The following is a 17270-nucleotide window of genomic DNA, read 5'->3' on the forward strand; positions in this document are numbered from 1 at the left end:
GTGCATCAGGCTTCATCATAGGAGAAAATGTATCACACCATCCATCCGATATGTACACCCTAAAACCATTCTTAAAAAAACTACAAGAAAACTATCCAAACAAACTAGACAAAATAGTAGCAGATGCAGGATATGAAAGTGAAGAAAACTATGTATATCTAGCAGAGAACAATCTAACATCCTACATAAAACCATCAAACTATGAAAAATCCAAAACACGGAAATATAAAAAAGAACAAGCATTTAAGGAAAGCTTAAACTATGATGAACATCAAGACAAATACATATCAGAAGAAGGTAAAGAATTCGTAAGATGTAAAGATAGATATAGAAAAAGAAAAAGCGGATATGTAACAACAACTAAAGTCTACAGGTGTTTCGACTGGAACAAAGATGGTAAAAAAACCAAAGGAATCTACATATCAGAAACATTCCAAAAATATAGAAAAGAATCCTTAGAAAACATAAGATCAGCCCAATGAATAGAAGAAAGATTAAACAGATCAATCCAATCCGAAGGAGCATTTTCCAAAATAAAATCAGGACTAAACTACAATAGATTCCACCACAGAGGAAAAGCAAAAATAATAAGTGAAATATGCCTATTGTCAATGGCACTAAACTTAAACAAATTATCATCAAAAATAGAAAAAAGAAACTTAGAAATCATAAAATATAAAGCTGCCTAAGAAAAAAATATTAAAATGAGGATCTCTATTACTTGAGCCTAATTTTAAAGAAAATGTGGAAAAATTTATCCTCATGTTTAAAAACTGTACAGAATATTATGGCTTGATATAAATATACAATAAAAAAAGTGATGAGCAGAATAGATTTTCCTATTCTGCAACACCACCTTATTATTTTGCCATTTTTATAGATAAAATGTGTAAAAATAGTATAATTTCACAAGAATAGAAGGTGAATATGATATATTTTGACTATGCAGCAACGTCTGTAAAAAGAGAAGAAATTTTAGAATATATAATAAAAAACAAGGAAGCCTTTGATGGCAATCCTGATAGCTTGCATGCTATGGGCAGACAAGCTAAAAAAATACTAGAAGATTCCAGGAGAAAAATTGCCCAATCAATTGGTGCGGATCCAAGAAATGTGGTTTTTACATCTGGTGCTAGCGAGGGAAATAATACTGTTATCAGGGCTTTTAAAGATAATAAAATTATAACAAGTGCTATAGAGCATGATTCTATACTTAATACCATAGATAAAAATAATGCTATATTGCTTGATGCAAATCAGGATGGAAGAATTTCTCTTAGAGATCTTAAAGAAAAGATTGACGATGAAACTAAGCTTGTGGCTATAATGTATGTAAACAACGAGACTGGAGCCTTTCAACCTGTAAAAGAAATCGGCGAATACCTAAAAGATAAGGACATCTGGTTTCACGTGGATGCTGTCCAGGCCTATGGTCATATTGACATAGATGTTGAAGAAATTCATTGTGATTCTCTATCACTTTCTGGCCACAAAATTGGTGGACTAAATGGTTTTGGTATTTTTTATATGAGAGAAAATCTAAAGCCATTAATCACAGGTGGGGAGCAGGAAAAAGATAGGCGTGCAGGAACTTCTTTTGTAGGTGGAGCATATTCTATGGCAGAATCTTTCCCACATATGATAGAAGAAAGAGTTCATATTAAGGAATTGAAATCATATTTTATAGAAAAACTTGAAAAGTCAAACATTTCTTATGAAATCAATGGGTCTACAGAAAATTCATCTGACCATGTGCTAAACTTATACTTTAGTGATTATAAGTCAGATTTTCTACTAACATATTTGGATATGAATGGAATTTGTGCATCGGCCGGTTCTGCTTGTAGGGCTGGATCCATATTGCCAAGCCATGTCATTACCAATATGTATGATGAAGATAGAGCAAGACATTCTATACGCTTCTCCTTTGGTTATACCAATACAAAAGAAGATATTGATAAAGTTATAGAAGTCCTAGAAAGGCTAAATAATGAAAGATAAGAAAGATACAAAAGTAGTAGTAGGCATCAGTGGGGGAGTAGATTCCTCGGTAGCCGCCCTACTATTAAAAGAAGAAGGCTATGATGTAGTCGGTATTTTTATGAAAAATTGGGATGATACTGACGAAAATGGCGTTTGCACTGCAGAGGAAGACTACGAAGATGCAGTAGCTATAGCAAACCAAATAGGAATCCCATACTATTCTATAAACTTCGAAAAAGAATACTACGACAGGGTCTTCACTTATTTCCTAGATGAATATAAAAAGGGAAGAACACCAAACCCAGATATAATGTGTAACAAGGAAATCAAATTCAAAGCATTTTTGGACTATGCCAAGAACTTGGGAGCAGATTATGTAGCAACTGGCCACTATGCTAGAGTAGATAGATCAGGGGAAGAAACAGTCATGCTTCGTGGCCTTGATAATAACAAAGACCAAACATATTTTTTAAGCCAACTTTCCCAAGAGCAAATCAAAGATGTTTTGTTTCCTGTAGGTGAATTGCAGAAATCTGAGGTACGTGAGATAGCTCACAAATACAAGTTGGCAACTGCTGACAAGAAAGATTCTACTGGGATTTGCTTTATAGGAGAGCGTGATTTCAATGAATTTCTATCAAATTACTTACCAGCCCAACCAGGCAATATTGTAGATACAGATGGCAATATCCTAGGCAAACACGAGGGTTTGATGTATCACACCATAGGCCAAAGAAGAGGACTAGGCATTGGTGGAGAGGGTGAAGCCTGGTTTGTTTGTGGCAAAGATCTTGAAAAAAATGAACTAATAGTTTGCCAGGGCAAAAATAATCCACTATTATTTTCAGATAGGCTTTTGGCAAGTGAATTCTCAACTTTTACCAATAAAAAAATCCCAACAGAATTTGATTGTACAGCCAAATTCCGCTACAGGCAACAGGATATCAATGCCCATGTAAAAGTGCTTGATGATAATCATGTGGAAGTGACATATGACCCAACAAAGGCAGTAACTCCAGGACAAGCTGCTGTATTCTACATGGGAGAAGTTTGCATTGGTTCAGCTATTATTGATGAAGTTTACAACGGAGATAAGAGACTTAAGGTCTGATGTTAAGACTACTAGGAAACTAGTAGTTTTTTATTGGTATAAATACAATTAATAACTATGTAGGTGTGATGATAAAATTAATAATTATAAATAAACTTTAACTAAAAAATACTAAATATAACTAAAAAAATAACTATATTTTCATATAGAAATTATATAATTTAAGTACAAGTGCTTCTGATAGACCTTGATATTGCAATGTTTAAAAAATAAAGAATAAATGTTTATTAGAAATATAATCGGGTATATATTTACCAACATAATTTTAACACATTTGTGATAATCTTATGTATAAAAGAAAAGATGATGAATAAGGAGGAAAACCATGAATAAAAAGTTATTGCTAGCAGGTCTTTGCATATCTTTTGCTCTATCGCCTGCACTAGTTGCAGAAGCTAGTGATAATGCAGAAGTAACTGCAACAAGCACAGAAGCGCCAGAGAATATGCCTATAGATAAGATTCCAGAAGATGCTATGAATAAAGTATTTGTTGTAAAGGAAATAAACGAAGAAGGTACAAGCGCTGTACTATATGAAGAAGGCAATAAAAACAGTGAGTATGTACTAGACTTAAATCAATTCCGTGACGATGATGTAAAAGTCAACAACCGTTACAAGATTTATTGGAATGGGGTTGCCTTCACATCATTCCCAGCAAAATTTGGCCATATATATAGGGTAGAAAAACTTGATCCTGTAGAATCTGACAAACCAGAAAATATGCCTATAGATAAGCTTCCAGAAGATGCTGTAAACGAAATATTTGTTGTAAAGGAAATAAACGAAGAAGGTACAAGTGCTGTTCTATATCAAGAAGATAATGAAAAGATTGAATACGTACTAGACTTAAATCAATTCCGTGACGACGATGTAAAAGTAAATAACCGTTACAAGATTTATTGGAATGGAGTTGCCTTCACATCATTCCCAGCAAAATTTGGCCACATATACAGAGTAGATAAACTTGATCCTCTAGATGAGGACGATGAGTTCGAAAATATGCCAATTGATCAGATACCGGAAGATCATGAATCAATGGAGTTTGAAATATTAGAAATTAACAAAGAGGATGAAAATCCTATGGCGACTCTTGCAGAAGTTGGCAATCCAGATAATAAGTATGTAATAAAGCTTAAAATGTTGCTAGATAAATATGCTGGAGTTGGCGATGTTTATAAAATATACTGGGATGGAGTTTCACTAAAATCTTACCCAGCCCAATTTGGAAAAATATATAGGGTTGAAAAGGTAAAGGCAAATCATTATGACGAATCCGAAATGAAAGAACTTGCTATATCTATGTTTGATGCCCTAGTACAAAACCAAGCTGCTTCGATTCTATTAGAACAAAGTCCAAAAACAATTGCAAATATTAAACCATCATTAGAAAAACTTATGGGTGAAACTAATGGACTAATGGAAGAAGCCTATAGTGTGTTCTTAACTGACAAAGAAAATGGAAATAAAGATACTGCTATAGTTAAGATTATACAGTACAAATATGATAAAAAGCTTGAATCAATGAGTGATCAAGAATTAGCAAAATCAATCTTCCAAAATATGATTATGACAAATGCAGGTAAGATGCTCCTAGACAAAACACCAAAAACTGTAAAGAGCATCGAAAAAGAACTTAAAGAAAAAGTTGAAAGCTCAGAAAAACTTGTAGAAGATGCAATTAAGACATTAAAATAACAAAGTGTAAGTGCCTCAAATCTTAGATTTGGGGCATTTTTGGCATTAAAAATAGGTGATACTCATAGAGACTGGCAGATAAGTTTATAGTCAAGTTCATAATATTGTGTAAATTCATCTAGAATAATATTTTCTATTACATTTTAATATATAATTTAGATGATATTACATACAACCCTCGTTGATATCGATGAGAATTGGTTTCCAAAAGCCAACGGGCTGGATATTAAGCGTATAGCTGAATTTTCATTAGGAAATGTTCTTATTGCTTTTTATTGTCTTATAACTTCATCATTTAATTTTTCTAAACAATTGCTTGACCTATGTTTGCTTTGTATTACATCATTAGTTAAATATGCAAAAGCATCTTCAAATCCTTCATTAGAGTATTTAAGAAGTCTTGAAATTTCTTTTCGCTTTCGTATTTTACGAATATTTCATCTTTAATTTTTCTTGATTTTAGTAGACTTTTGTGGAAATCTGATATTACCATTTTAAGTCCAGATTGTCCTCTAGTTTTCAGATGCTCAAAGAAGTTAGTCCAAGAGCTTTCAATTTCTCTATCGCATATATCAAAGCCTATAATCTCTCTATTACCTTTTTCGTTTATTCCTATTGCTATATGGCGTAATTTTGACACTACTCTTCTGTTTTCTCTTACTTTTATATATATTACGTCTACTAGTAGGTAGGGGTATTTTATTGTACTTAGGTCACTATTTCTCCATTGCTTTACTTCTTGGTCTAGTTCTTTGCTTAGTGATGATACAAAGGATTTTGAGTATGTTTTCCCGCATAGAGTTTCTATTACTTTGGACACTTTCCTTGTCGATACTCCTTGAACATACATTTCTAACATGGTGGTAAGTAATGCTTTTTCATTTCTTTGATATCTTTCAAAGATTTCTGTTGAAAATTTATCATCTCTTGTCCAGATACTATTAGGGTGAGTATTTCAGTTAGGACCTCTTTGATATGCTTTATTTTCTAAGTGATCGCCCCTTTCTTTTTATATAAGCTCGTTAAATTCTTTAATTAGGAAGCTTTTGACAAATCGTTTTTAACCTATGCATTGAATAAATTTTGAACATCTTCTGTGTTTATTGTAAAATGTATTTGGGTAATTTATTCCTCCTAGGTATTTTTGTTGGTAAAAAACATTGTACTAGTTAAGGTTTCAAATGAACTTTTCTGTTTACATAATTATAAGAACTTTATCAAAGCATTTATTTTTTCTATATTCATAACTAATAAAATTAGGATTACTAAAAATGTTAAGAAAATTTTACAAACGTTTTTTTTGGCTATAATAAAAATAAAGAAAGCAGGTCAATAGGAGAAAAATATGAAAAAATCTATAAGAATTACAATGATGACATTAATGGTGGCAATTTTAATACCATTATATTCTAGTGCTGAAAACAGCCATGAAGATAAATATTTTAAGTTTGAATTTGGTAGGTTTTATTTCACTCAATCTACTGACCCTAGGAAAAAATATGATACGTCTCCGATATATTGTAATGTAAAATCTATTTGGACAACTGGTAATGGTTTTAAATTAGCTGCAGTTAGAGGGAACCATTCACCGTCAACATTTACTCCCATTACTTATGTTACAGGACCTGGTGTTTATTACCTAAAAAGTAATATAAAAGAAGATGCTCGATCAAGGGGAACAGTATCCACAGCTAGTATAAGATGTCAAAAATATGGAAGTTTTGATAAGGGAACAGTCAGCGGAGTTTGGTCTCCAGATTCATATAAATAAGTAAAATATTAAATTAAATGATTTTTAGACTTGCCTTCTTATAATAAAAAAAAGGAATAATTTATGAAAAGGTTTATATATATTATTTTATCACTTATATTAATAACATCATGTTCTAAGAAAGATGGTAGTTATGCAAAAGATTATAAAAAAGAAGTTTTAAGCAAAGCAAATAATCCAGATGAAAAAGAAATTCTAAATAAGATTGCGCACCATAAAGATAAAGGAGTATATAAATATATTACTTATAACACTGATGATAATAGTGTTATACAGGAAATGGTAAAAGGAATAGATGATGGTATAGAATTTACAATAATGGATAAAAGTGATTATTATTTCAATGACGGGAAAACTATAACTTGGGCAAATACTAATAAAAACTTATATTATATAGATTCTTCTAATGGTATTAATGATGATGAAAATGATGAGATAAATTTTTATCAGGAGTTAAGTGAAGAATTAAGCGAAATAGTTACAGATGATCAATTTGTGCTTTTAAAATTTAATGATGGTAGCTATTCAAAATATGACTTTAAAAGCTTAGATTTAATAGAAGAAGCATTTGAAGGAAATGGGAAAAAACTTATACAAAAATTGGAAGACAAGCAAGATGATGTAAAGGCTTCTTATGATAAGTACATTAAGGTAATAGATGGCATGGAAAAGGCCAGTACAGTCGGGGAAGTGACTGGAAATGAATAAAAAAAATAAATTTATAAAAATTTTGCCCTTTATTATTGTTTTACTAGTGGTTATAGCTTTGATTGTAAGGGCAAACAAGGGATTTCCACAAAAGCAAAAAATTGAAGAAACCTCTCTTAACGAATATCTGGACTTAAATGATATAAGCATTATGGTTACTGATAAGAAAATTGCAAAGAAAGATTCTGATGGTTTTCCTATAGTAGCCATTAATTTTTGCATAAAAAACAATACTTCAAAAGATATGGATTTATCCAATGTGTCTGAACTAATAACTTTATATCAAGGCTTTGATAATGGTATGATCCAAAATCTAGATTATGGTATTGATGATGAGTCTAATAATTTTCCTATTTATGATGATAAGGACTTAATAATAGGGCCTAACGAAGCAAAAGAATATGTTTTTTATTTTTATTTAAGCAAAGATGAAAGTACTGATAAAAACTTCATTTATATAGACAAAACTTTATATGAAGATGACTTTAATAATTGTTTAGAAAATGGAACTATATTGTATAAGACAATTGCATTAGGAGCATTTGATGAATAAATCGTATTTGATTAGAACTATCAATAGAAAAAGATTTCTGATATTATTGGTGGCTACAATTGTTATAAATTTCTTTGACTTTTATAAAGGAAATAATGAAGTTACATATGTTGATAGATTTCCTTTACAATCTGCCCTAAATATGAATATGCTTGTTCAAGGTTCTTGGAGACTTGGAGGAATACTTTACATGTTCTTGGTGTTTGTTCTAGCAGCTCTTCCTTTAAGTGATGTTCTTGTTGAAGATAGGAAAAGTGGATATACCAATCAGATTTTGCTAAAAATATCTAAAAAAACATATATAAAATCTCTTTATGTAAATAATTTTATCTTCGGGGGATTATTTGCCCTATTGCCTGTTTTTATAAATTTATTTTTGTGGATGATGGTAAGGCCACTTTTTGCGATGAACTATATCAGTGGCAATCTTGGAGGCTTTGAGTTTTTGGCAAATTTATTTGTAGATTGTACACCCGTTTTTTTTATTTTACATTTTTTCTTTGTATTTTTTGTTGGTGGTATGATAGCTTCCCTTGCTTTAATTATAAATGATAAATTAAATAACCAATATGTAGGTGGCCTAGTGGTTTTAGCAGTTGATATTATTGTGTCAATTATTTGTATGATATATAGCAGTGTTACTAATAGCAATAGTATCTTAAAAGGACTCAGAGAGCTTATTATAAATAGATCCTTGCCTTCCAATATAATTTCTTGGGTTTATTTAACATTATGCTTACTAATACCTATAATATATTTGAAACAGAAAGAAAAATCGGAAGAAATTATATGAAAATTTTTATAAGAGATTTAAAGTATCAAGTTAAAAAATTTTTATTACCCCTACTTGTATTAGTTATTGTATATACTTTTATTGTATTTTTAACGTTAGACCTAAAGGAAGATATGTCTCTGATAGAAAGTTTTTTTAATGGAGCCTATTTTGATTCTGGTGTTATAACACAAATTAGTGGTATGACAATACCAGATAGGTGGCTTTTGTTGCACCTTATACCTGTTATTAGTCTTTTGATAATATTTATAAAAGATCACTATGAAAATGGTATATACACAATATTAAAACTTGATAAAAAGACGCATTACTTTTTTTCAAAAATACTTGCTTCTATTATAATTAATGTTGTATCAATTGCTATTTTTGCTATACCATTTTTAATTTATATAAGTTCTGAAAATGGAAATGATCCTAATCTAGTTACTTTATTTAAAGAAGTTATGTTTTGCCTAACCTTAGAAAATATAATTCTTACCATAGGAGCAATTATTATTGCTCTGCTAAGTTCTACTATGGTTGCTATATTTGCGGTGATTTCAAATATGGCTATCGCTATGGCAAGTAATTTTCCTTATATAATTGGTCAATCAAGCTTAGCTTATATGCAGGATACTTTAGGTGGACCATTGAAATTTACCAATAATCTTATTTTTTTATTTGTTCTGCTTGTAATATTGATAGTCTTTTCCTACATATATTTTAATAGATATAATTATTATGGAGATGAAAAATGATAGAAGTTAATAATCTTAAAAAAACCATCAAAGGAAATATAATACTTGACAATATCAATCTAAAATTAGAAGATGGCAATATTTATGGCTTTGTTGGTAGAAATGGCTCTGGCAAAACCATGCTTTTTAGAGCTATTTGTGGCTTAATTACAATTGATGAAGGAGAGATACTAGTAGATAATAAAAAATTAAATAATAACTCTATCACACAAGATGTAGGTTTATTGCTAGAAAATCCATCTTTTATAAAAGGTTTATCAGGTTTTGATAATCTTAGAATGATTGCATCAATTAGACAAATTGCTGATGTAGCTAGGATTAAGGAAGTTTTAGATAAAGTTGGCTTGACTGACGCAAAAGATAAAAAATACGAAGAATATTCCCTTGGCATGAAGCAAAGACTAGCTATAGCAAATGTTATCATGGAAGTTCCAAATATTCTAATATTTGATGAGCCAACAAATGCTATTGATGAAGAAGGTGTTGTTGTCTTGAAAAAGATTATAAAAGAAGAAAAGGAAGCTGGCAAATTAATTTTAATAGCAAGTCATGAGAAAGAAATAATTGAAGAACTTTGTGATAAAGTTTTTTATATGAAGGATGGAAAAATAGTAGAATAGGTTTTTGTATACTTAAAATAGAATATGTATACTTTGGCAAAGATACCTCAACTTAGTTTTGAGGTGTTTTTTTGCTGTGATTAATTAAAAAGTGTATAATAATATACTTAAAAAATTTTGTCACGGCTTTATTTTTTTATGATGGTATAATAATATTGAAGGTTTTTGAGTAAAAATTGTTTTTTATTTTAGCTATTAAGAATTATAAAATTCAAAGTAAAGAAAGTTATAGGTTGATATGACCACTAATTATAATTACGACTTTATTGGATCTGATTTAAGAAAAATAAGAGAAGAAAAGGGCATTACAAGAAAGCAAATCGCCGAAGAAATGTTTATTTCTGAGGAAACTATAAGGAGAATAGAAAAGGGAGAGAATGATCCAAGACTTTCTACCTTAGTACCTATTTGCGAGTATTTGGATATTGACCTAAGAGATATAATAAACCATCAACAGGCCCTCTACCACAATATGGTAAAGCTAAGGAAGGATATAAATTTTTTGGTCAATAATTCTTCCTTAGATAAGGCAAAAGATTTAATGAGATCTTTTGAGGCCATGGATTTTAAGACAAATTTAAACTACGAAAAGGAACTTTTCGCTACTAAACATTATTTTAAGGGTATTTTGACCTTAAAGGATAATAGTATAGAAGCTAGTCCAGCAGATGAACTTGAGCAAGCTATGGCTGATATGAATCCCAAGTTTAAAGTAAATAAGTTTAAAGATTATAAGTATGATGAGTTCTCATTGAGGATATTACTAGCCTTGGCTATAAGTGAGTATAAAAAAGGTAATTTTGAATTATATAGAGATATGATGTTTGAAATAGAGGGATACCTGGACCCTGATATAGATAATTATTATATTTTTGCTTATAATGTTGCTACTACATATTTAAGAACCGGTAATAACAAAGAATCTTTAAAAATATGCGATATAGCTATAGCAAATGCTAAAAGTATAAAGGAGACTTATTATCTTAATATGATTTACTACCTAAAAGGAGTAAACCATATTGGTATGGAACAGATAAGGGAGGCCAAAGAAAGTTTTAATTACTCTTTAGCACTTACAAATATTTTTTCAGAAAATTCACTCTACGAAAGTATTTCCAAGCAAGTAGACATTATGCTTAGCAATCATAGATAATATATTTAATAAGAAAACACGCAAATGTGTATTTATTTTTTTCGCTAAGGCTGGTATTATAAAACTATCAAGGAGGTAGACAAATGAAATCATTAAAGAAAACTTTTATTTTTGCACTTTTATTATCTATAGCTTCATTTTTTGGAGCAAAGGATACTAAGGTAGCCATTAATACAGAATGGGATGATTATCTAATTGATCAATTTTATGTAATTGAAGATGTAGAAAACGTATAGCAATAATTAAACTCTTTAAAAAAATAAGAGGGTAGAATAATCGAATAAATACGCCAATATTCCAAATCGATTATTTTACTCTCTGCAAAAGTAAAACAAATTTTAAATGTTTACCTCTTTATTATAATATAAAAAGTTTATTTAGTAAACTTTAATTAGAAAAGGAGTAATAATGAAAAACAATAAACTATTTATCGGGGCACTATCAGTAACACTTCTTGCTAACACAATTGTACCAGCTTGCCAAACAGCAGGAAATGTCAGTCCACTAAGAACTAGTGTTGTATACGCAGCTGGGGAAGAATCTAACGATAAGGGTGACGCAGTAGCTAAATTAGACTACCTAGGAGATTTGATTAAGGGAATTGAAAATATAGCAGGTGGGCTAACAGGTAATCAATTAGATTGGCTAAAGGCTCTTAAAAATGCCTATGATTTGACATCTAAGATTCTTAAAAACGGCTTAGTAAGTGCTTCTGAAATCAGAACAAAACTTATCCCAAGAATTGACCTACTAATAAATGTTGCAGAAACTATAACAGCAGATGCTACAGAATTAGTGGATAGCCAACAACAAGCTCATGTTATAGTTGGTTTTTCTGTAACTCGTGCTTTACTAAAAGCTGTTGATTTATTTGAAGGCCCTGAAGGATTAAACAAAGCTTCTGATGACTTGAAAGCTTCATTAGAAAAAGCTCGCCAAGTGCCAAAGCTAACTGATGATTCCAAGAGAACTCACTATACCTTGGAAAAACTTGACAGAGCAATTAGCAACGCCAAATCAATTAGAAACAAGGAATTAAAATATAAACTAGATCCAAGTAAACTTGCTGAAGTAGATATGACTATCAAAAAAGCAGTAGACGTAAGAAGAAATGGTCAAGCTACAGTAAGTGAAGTTAACTCTATAACAGACGAACTAAATACCGTAATAGATGAAGCTTATAAGTCTATACCAGAAGGAGAAAGAACAGCAAATAAGCTTACAAAAGCTCCTCTTGCAAAAGACATACAAGTTGCAAAAAACTTACGTGATTTCAAATTAAAAGGAAATGTTGATTCATCTGTTATAAAAGAACTGAATAGAGCAATCGCAAAAGCAAATAGAGTATTAAACGATAGCAAAACTACTGTAAATCAAGCAAATGCTGCTGATGAAGAGATACTAGCTGCAATAAAAACAGCAGAAGCTGCTCTAGTAGCAGAAGAGAATCCAAGCGAAGTAGTCGAAGAAGAAATTAGTGAAGAAGAAGTTAGCGAAGAGACAAGTGATGAAATAGAAGCTTATGACGAAAATGAAGAAGCATCTATTGATGAAAGTTTAAGTGAAGAAGAAAACCTAGTAGAAGAGAATATAGAAACTGAAACTATTGAAGAAATAGACGAATAATAAATAAGAAAATGACCTCCTAGGATTTTTCATAAGGAAAAAAGTAGGAGGTCATTTTATTTTTTAGCTTAACACAGTCTTAACAAGTACCGTGTTATTATTGGTATAGGTTAAGGAGGGTATTATGAAGAAAAAATTAATACTAACAACAAGTTTAGCTCTTGCCTTGGCAATTACAAATATTGGTCAAGTTAGAGCAGATGATTTAAAAGATGAAATTAAAGATGAAAGCAAAATTGAAGAAGTAATGGATGAAAAGGATGAAAAAGTCACAGAATCTTATATTGTAAAAGAAGTCAAAGATGACTATGTAATTCTTAACAAAAAAGGCTATGAAGATGACCTTTACCAAGTAGAAAAAAGTGCATTTGAAAAAATGAAGCTTGAAGCTGGCAAAGAATTTGAAATCACAAGTGATGGAATAATACTAAAATCCAATCCAGCTCAATTTGGCAAAATTTATGAAATCAAAGAAGCAGCAAAAGAAGAAGCTACAGAAGAAAAAGTAACTGGCCAATTTCAAGTTAAAGAAGTTAACGAAGAAGGGGTCATTGTAGAAAAAATTGGATCTGAATCTGAAAAATATATGGTTGAGAAAAAATATTTTGATGATGATGTAAAAGTTGGAGATAAATATAAAATCACTCACAACGATATAGTAATGAATTCATATCCTGCACAATTTAACAAGATTTTTGATGTAGAAAAAATTGAAGAAGCAGCGAAAGAAACTGCAAGTATCACAAATATTTACAAGGTAAAAGAAGTAAATGAAAATGGTGTTACCCTAGCTTACTATAGCAAAGAAGATGGATCAGAGCTAATGGAAGATAGTAGCGACTTGTACATGGTTGAGAAGAAAGAATTTAAAGATGATGTAAAAGTTGGTGATAAGTACAAAATCACCCACTCAGATGAAATTCTTACAAGCGAACCAGCGCAATTTGCTAAAATCACCAAGATTGAAAAGATAGCAGAAAGTAAAGCTACAGATGAAAATAAGTCAAAAGACAATAAGTCTAAAGACAACAAATCTAATAATATGAAAACACCTGACAAAAAAGATGCTACTAAAGATAAGAAGCCTAGTGACAATAATAAAATGAACAATACCAAAGAAAATAAAGATGGTAAAATGGCTGGCAAAAATCCTAAAACAGGAATTGTAAGTTCATTAGGACTTGTAAGCCTACCATTGCTTTCAGCAGTAGCACTTTGGAAAGAGACTGTGTAAAATTTTGTGTATAGAAACCTCCTGATTAGGGTAAAATCAACTAATCAGGAGGATTTTTTATGCCAAGAAAAAGGCCCGAATCAAGAGGAAGTAAGATAGCAAAAATGTTAATCGAAGAATACAAGCCTCAAAGCGCTCAAGACATTCAAGAAGTGTTAAAAGAACTTCTAGGAGACACTATGGAAGAACTTTTAAAGGCAGAACTTGATGAACATTTAGACTATGAATATGGGGAAAAACCATTATCACTCAATACAAGAAACGGTTCAAGTAAAAAAACTGTTAAATCATCCTATGGAAATATAGATTTAAATATTCCAAGAGATAGAGAAGGATCTTTTGAACCACAAGCATTAAAAAAGTACGAAAAAGATATATCTAATATAGAAAACCAGATAATATCGATGTACGCAAAAGGGATGACCACAAGAGATATATCAAGTCATATCAAAGATATTTATGGATTTGGCATATCTGAAACAATGGTAAGCAAAATAACCAACAAAATACTACCAACCATAGAAGAATGGCAAAATAGACCATTAGAAAAAGTCTACCCTATGGTATTCCTAGACGCTATACACTACCATGTAAGAGAAAACAACATAGTAGTCAAGAAAGCAGTATACATTGCATTAGGATACAATCTTGAAGGTTTCAAAGAAATACTAGGAATGTGGGTAGGAGAGAATGAATCAAGCAAATATTGGCTTTTAGTATTAAATCAGCTAAAAGAAAGAGGCCTTGATGATATACTAATAATATCGACAGACAACCTACCTGGCTTTAGCCAAGCCATAGAAGCAGTATATCCAAAAGCAGAAATACAAAAATGCATAATCCATCAAATAAGAAACTCAACAAAATATGTATCCTACAAAGACATAAAAGAATTAATGAAAGACTTAAAAGCAGTATACAAAGCACCAACAGAAGACTTAGCCCTAACTAATCTAGGCATCTTTGAAGAAAAATGGGCTAAGAAATATCCTATGTGCGTAAGCTCTTGGAAAAACAACTGGACAGAACTATCCACGTATTTCAAATATCCAGAAGGAATAAGAAAACTAATATACACAACAAATGCCATGGAAAACTTCAATAGACAACTAAGAAAAGTTACTAAAAACAAGACCATATTTCCAAATGACTATGCTCTACAAAAAAGTTTGTATTTAGCAATGGTAGATGCCTCAAGTAAATGGACAAGCAGAATACGTGGCTGGGATCAAATCTTATCACAATTATCAATATTTTTTGAAGGGAGGTTTTAAATAAGTAAAAAAATCGAGTATAAAATCTGCTGTAAATTTTCATGAAAATTTGACAGTTTATTAAAGTTGTGTAAAATTAAGACAAGCTCCATTCCTATAGGAATGGACATATATTGATACATAAAAAATGTATCAACCCTTACCCTTACTCAGGATTTAGGTTGATACACAAAATTATTTACATATCCTAAAAAATCGAGTAGGAGCTAACATGTAGCCCCTCTCACACCACTGTACGTGCCGTTCGGCATACAGCGGTTTAATTCAAATAATAATCCAAACAACTTTGAAGTCCTCGCTTTGCGAGGATTTCTTTGTTTATATGATGTAGTCCTGTGGTTTTGGCAACCGCTTGATAGTGGTCTCCAAATCCTACTGACTGTTTTGCCATCCACATCGGAACTCCTAACTTTCGAAGTCCCCATAGGCGTTTTTCACTAGTCTTCCACTGCTTCCATATGACTATTCTCATTCTTGTTCTAAGTCGTTCATCTATCTTTCTAAGGACCGTCTTCATATCTCCTAGTCTAAAATAGCTTATCCACCCTCTAATTACTTGATTCAGTCTGTTGATTCGATAAGTCATTGCTACCGACCAGCTTCTCTTTGTTAACTGTTTCAACTTTCTTTGGAATCTTTGGATTGATTCTTTGTGTGGTCTTGCTTTCCATTCTTCTTTGTCTTTCCAAAAACCATATCCTAAATATTTTAGCTTTCTTGGTTTTGTAACTTTAGATTTTGTTGCATTTACTTTTAGTCCTAGTTTCTTTTCTATCCACTTTGTTACTGATGCCATTACTCTGTTAGCTGCTGCATTACTTCCTACAGTTATTACGCAGTCGTCTGCATATCTCACAAAGTGTAGCCCTCTTGCTTCTAATTCTTTGTCTAATTCGTTTAGCATTATGTTACTTAGAAGGGGCGATAGATTACCTCCTTGTGGTGTTCCCTTGGGTGTTTCTTCATATTTTCCTTTTATCATTACTCCTGCATTAAGATATTTCCTAATTAGAGATTCTGTGTCTGGGTCATGTATGAGGTTATGAACCAAGGTCATGAGTTTGTCTTGTGGGACGTTGTCAAAGAATTTCTCTAGATCTATGTCTACAATATAGGTGTATCCGTCATTAAAGTATTCAAGCAATTTCACTATCGCTTGTTGTGCTCTGCGATTTGGTCTAAAACCGTAACTATTATCACTAAAGTGTGGTTCTGCTATTGGTGTTAGAACTTGTGCAATTGCTTGTTCTATGACTCTGTCTACTATTGTTGGTATTCCTAGATTGCGTACACCTCCATTTGGTTTTGGTATTTCTACTCTTCTGACCGGTTTTGGTTTATACTTTCTTCTTCGAATTTTGTCTCTAATTTCTACCCAGTTGTTCTTAAGATATTGGTCTATTTCTTCGGTGGATATTCCATCTATTCCTTCTGCTCCTTTGTTTGCTTTCACTTTGTTTAGTGCTGCAAACATGTTTTCTCTACTGAGTATTTGTTCTAGCAGTCCTGACATTTGGATTGTCTCCTTTCTTTGTTATGCTCTGTATCCTCTTACTCCTAGCTCCTGTGAAATTTTTCCGCCGTTACGTCTTTGGTACGATTTTCTCGTCGGATATGGATACAGACTTTTGCAAGTCCATTTGACTTTGAATTATTCAGCCCTTCGCTCCACCTCTATTACAAAGGCTTCAATACTACTATGGCTTTTGCTGACTTCTCACTATTCGTTGCTACTACTTATTCGCTAGTGAGACCTCACGGGATAAGCCATCAATCTTTCCTTGTCTACCTGCCTAATCTACTTGCATGGTTTACGGTTGCCTTTTGGACTTCACGACTTTTGGTTCGCTTGTCCACCGTGCAAGCCTTAGTATTAGGTTTCTGTTCGTCAGGCTACAATTTTGCTATCCCTTCTTCTCGCCTGTACCTCACGGTACAAGCCTTGGGAATTGCTATGAGGTTCGCTGGCAACTACGCCCTTCGTGGACTTTCACCACAGATTGATGACATG

General features: G+C 31.7%; 17 protein-coding genes and 1 pseudogene. 16 read left to right on the forward strand and 2 right to left on the reverse strand.

Features of this window, described 5'->3' with window-relative positions:
• The 5 genes from BN38_RS10045 to BN38_RS10060 form a co-directional block, all read left to right on the forward strand.
• Positions 1-482 (forward strand): transposase (locus BN38_RS10045; RefSeq protein ID WP_230197783.1); only part of this gene is annotated, 482 nt, incomplete at its 5' end.
• Positions 483-689: a transposase gene (locus BN38_RS11475; protein ID WP_268257901.1), complete on the forward strand. Its 207-nt coding sequence runs from the start codon at positions 483-485 to the stop codon at positions 687-689.
• A 238-nt stretch (positions 690-927) separates the two neighbouring features.
• Positions 928-2001 (forward strand): cysteine desulfurase family protein, encoded by a 1074-nt coding sequence (locus BN38_RS10050; RefSeq protein WP_044567493.1) that lies wholly within the window; start codon positions 928-930, stop codon positions 1999-2001.
• Positions 1991-3094 carry a tRNA 2-thiouridine(34) synthase MnmA gene (mnmA, locus tag BN38_RS10055; protein ID WP_044567495.1) on the forward strand — a complete coding sequence of 368 codons (1104 nt, stop codon included), beginning with the start codon at positions 1991-1993 and terminating at the stop codon, positions 3092-3094. The genes BN38_RS10050 and mnmA overlap by 11 nt, the downstream gene beginning before the upstream one ends.
• A gap of 325 nt (positions 3095-3419) precedes the next feature.
• Positions 3420-4790 (forward strand): hypothetical protein, encoded by a 1371-nt coding sequence (locus BN38_RS10060; RefSeq protein ID WP_044567497.1) that lies wholly within the window; start codon positions 3420-3422, stop codon positions 4788-4790.
• 136 nt (positions 4791-4926) lie between these two features.
• Here the strand turns inward: BN38_RS10060 and BN38_RS10995 are convergent.
• Positions 4927-5915, reverse strand: a pseudogene (locus BN38_RS10995) (IS256 family transposase).
• 220 nt (positions 5916-6135) lie between these two features.
• Between BN38_RS10995 and BN38_RS10070 the strand changes: the two are divergent.
• The 11 genes from BN38_RS10070 (at position 6136) to BN38_RS10115 (ending at position 15259) form a co-directional block, all read left to right on the forward strand.
• A complete protein-coding gene (locus BN38_RS10070; RefSeq protein ID WP_044567499.1) occupies positions 6136-6561 on the forward strand; it encodes a hypothetical protein in 426 nt (141 codons plus the stop codon).
• Positions 6562-6624: 63 nt separating this feature from the next.
• The gene (locus BN38_RS10075) at positions 6625-7269 is read left to right on the forward strand and encodes a hypothetical protein (RefSeq protein WP_044567501.1); all 645 of its coding nucleotides are present in this window, start codon (positions 6625-6627) and stop codon (positions 7267-7269) included.
• Complete coding sequence (locus BN38_RS10080) at positions 7262-7822, forward strand: DUF5067 domain-containing protein (RefSeq protein ID WP_044567503.1); 561 nt, start codon at positions 7262-7264, stop codon at positions 7820-7822. Before BN38_RS10075 ends, BN38_RS10080 begins: the two co-directional genes overlap by 8 nt.
• Complete coding sequence (locus tag BN38_RS10085) at positions 7815-8615, forward strand: hypothetical protein (protein WP_044567506.1); 801 nt, start codon at positions 7815-7817, stop codon at positions 8613-8615. The genes BN38_RS10080 and BN38_RS10085 overlap by 8 nt, the downstream gene beginning before the upstream one ends.
• Positions 8612-9352, forward strand: a complete 741-nt coding sequence (locus BN38_RS10090) for a hypothetical protein (RefSeq protein WP_044567508.1) — start codon at positions 8612-8614, stop codon at positions 9350-9352. Before BN38_RS10085 ends, BN38_RS10090 begins: the two co-directional genes overlap by 4 nt.
• Positions 9349-9972, forward strand: coding sequence for an ABC transporter ATP-binding protein (locus BN38_RS10095; protein WP_044567510.1), 624 nt, complete (start codon positions 9349-9351; stop codon positions 9970-9972). The genes BN38_RS10090 and BN38_RS10095 overlap by 4 nt, the downstream gene beginning before the upstream one ends.
• Positions 9973-10210: 238 nt before the next feature.
• Positions 10211-11125: a helix-turn-helix domain-containing protein gene (locus tag BN38_RS10100; protein WP_044567512.1), complete on the forward strand. Its 915-nt coding sequence runs from the start codon at positions 10211-10213 to the stop codon at positions 11123-11125.
• Between the two features lie 83 nt (positions 11126-11208).
• Positions 11209-11361 carry a hypothetical protein gene (locus BN38_RS11140; protein WP_154649927.1) on the forward strand — a complete coding sequence of 51 codons (153 nt, stop codon included), beginning with the start codon at positions 11209-11211 and terminating at the stop codon, positions 11359-11361.
• Between the two features lie 172 nt (positions 11362-11533).
• The gene (locus tag BN38_RS10105; RefSeq protein WP_044567515.1) at positions 11534-12751 is read left to right on the forward strand and encodes a CAMP factor family pore-forming toxin; all 1218 of its coding nucleotides are present in this window, start codon (positions 11534-11536) and stop codon (positions 12749-12751) included.
• 124 nt (positions 12752-12875) lie between these two features.
• The gene (locus BN38_RS10110; RefSeq protein ID WP_044567517.1) at positions 12876-13985 is read left to right on the forward strand and encodes a hypothetical protein; all 1110 of its coding nucleotides are present in this window, start codon (positions 12876-12878) and stop codon (positions 13983-13985) included.
• A gap of 104 nt (positions 13986-14089) precedes the next feature.
• On the forward strand, positions 14090-15259 hold the full coding sequence (locus tag BN38_RS10115; RefSeq protein WP_195890876.1) for an IS256 family transposase: 1170 nt from the start codon (positions 14090-14092) through the stop codon (positions 15257-15259).
• A gap of 259 nt (positions 15260-15518) precedes the next feature.
• On the opposite strand, the gene ltrA is transcribed toward BN38_RS10115, so the two are convergent.
• Positions 15519-16772 carry a group II intron reverse transcriptase/maturase gene (ltrA, locus tag BN38_RS10120; protein ID WP_044564990.1) on the reverse strand — a complete coding sequence of 418 codons (1254 nt, stop codon included), beginning with the start codon at positions 16770-16772 and terminating at the stop codon, positions 15519-15521.
• Positions 16773-17270 lie beyond the last annotated feature (498 nt).

Source organism: Anaerococcus provencensis, assembly GCF_000312365.2.
Lineage (GTDB): Bacteria > Bacillota > Clostridia > Tissierellales > Peptoniphilaceae > Anaerococcus > Anaerococcus provencensis.

Coding starts and splice junctions, on each gene's coding strand:
- BN38_RS10075 (WP_044567501.1), top strand. CDS start 6,625: ATGAAAAGGTTTATATATATTATTTTATCACTTATATTAATAACATCA.
- BN38_RS10110 (WP_044567517.1), top strand. CDS start 12,876: ATGAAGAAAAAATTAATACTAACAACAAGTTTAGCTCTTGCCTTGGCA.
- BN38_RS10080 (WP_044567503.1), top strand. CDS start 7,262: ATGAATAAAAAAAATAAATTTATAAAAATTTTGCCCTTTATTATTGTT.
- BN38_RS11140 (WP_154649927.1), top strand. CDS start 11,209: ATGAAATCATTAAAGAAAACTTTTATTTTTGCACTTTTATTATCTATA.
- mnmA (WP_044567495.1), top strand. CDS start 1,991: ATGAAAGATAAGAAAGATACAAAAGTAGTAGTAGGCATCAGTGGGGGA.
- BN38_RS10090 (WP_044567508.1), top strand. CDS start 8,612: ATGAAAATTTTTATAAGAGATTTAAAGTATCAAGTTAAAAAATTTTTA.
- BN38_RS10105 (WP_044567515.1), top strand. CDS start 11,534: ATGAAAAACAATAAACTATTTATCGGGGCACTATCAGTAACACTTCTT.
- ltrA (WP_044564990.1), bottom strand. CDS start 16,772: ATGTCAGGACTGCTAGAACAAATACTCAGTAGAGAAAACATGTTTGCA.
- BN38_RS10060 (WP_044567497.1), top strand. CDS start 3,420: ATGAATAAAAAGTTATTGCTAGCAGGTCTTTGCATATCTTTTGCTCTA.
- BN38_RS10050 (WP_044567493.1), top strand. CDS start 928: ATGATATATTTTGACTATGCAGCAACGTCTGTAAAAAGAGAAGAAATT.
- BN38_RS10115 (WP_195890876.1), top strand. CDS start 14,090: ATGTTAATCGAAGAATACAAGCCTCAAAGCGCTCAAGACATTCAAGAA.
- BN38_RS10070 (WP_044567499.1), top strand. CDS start 6,136: ATGAAAAAATCTATAAGAATTACAATGATGACATTAATGGTGGCAATT.
- BN38_RS10085 (WP_044567506.1), top strand. CDS start 7,815: ATGAATAAATCGTATTTGATTAGAACTATCAATAGAAAAAGATTTCTG.
- BN38_RS10100 (WP_044567512.1), top strand. CDS start 10,211: ATGACCACTAATTATAATTACGACTTTATTGGATCTGATTTAAGAAAA.
- BN38_RS10095 (WP_044567510.1), top strand. CDS start 9,349: ATGATAGAAGTTAATAATCTTAAAAAAACCATCAAAGGAAATATAATA.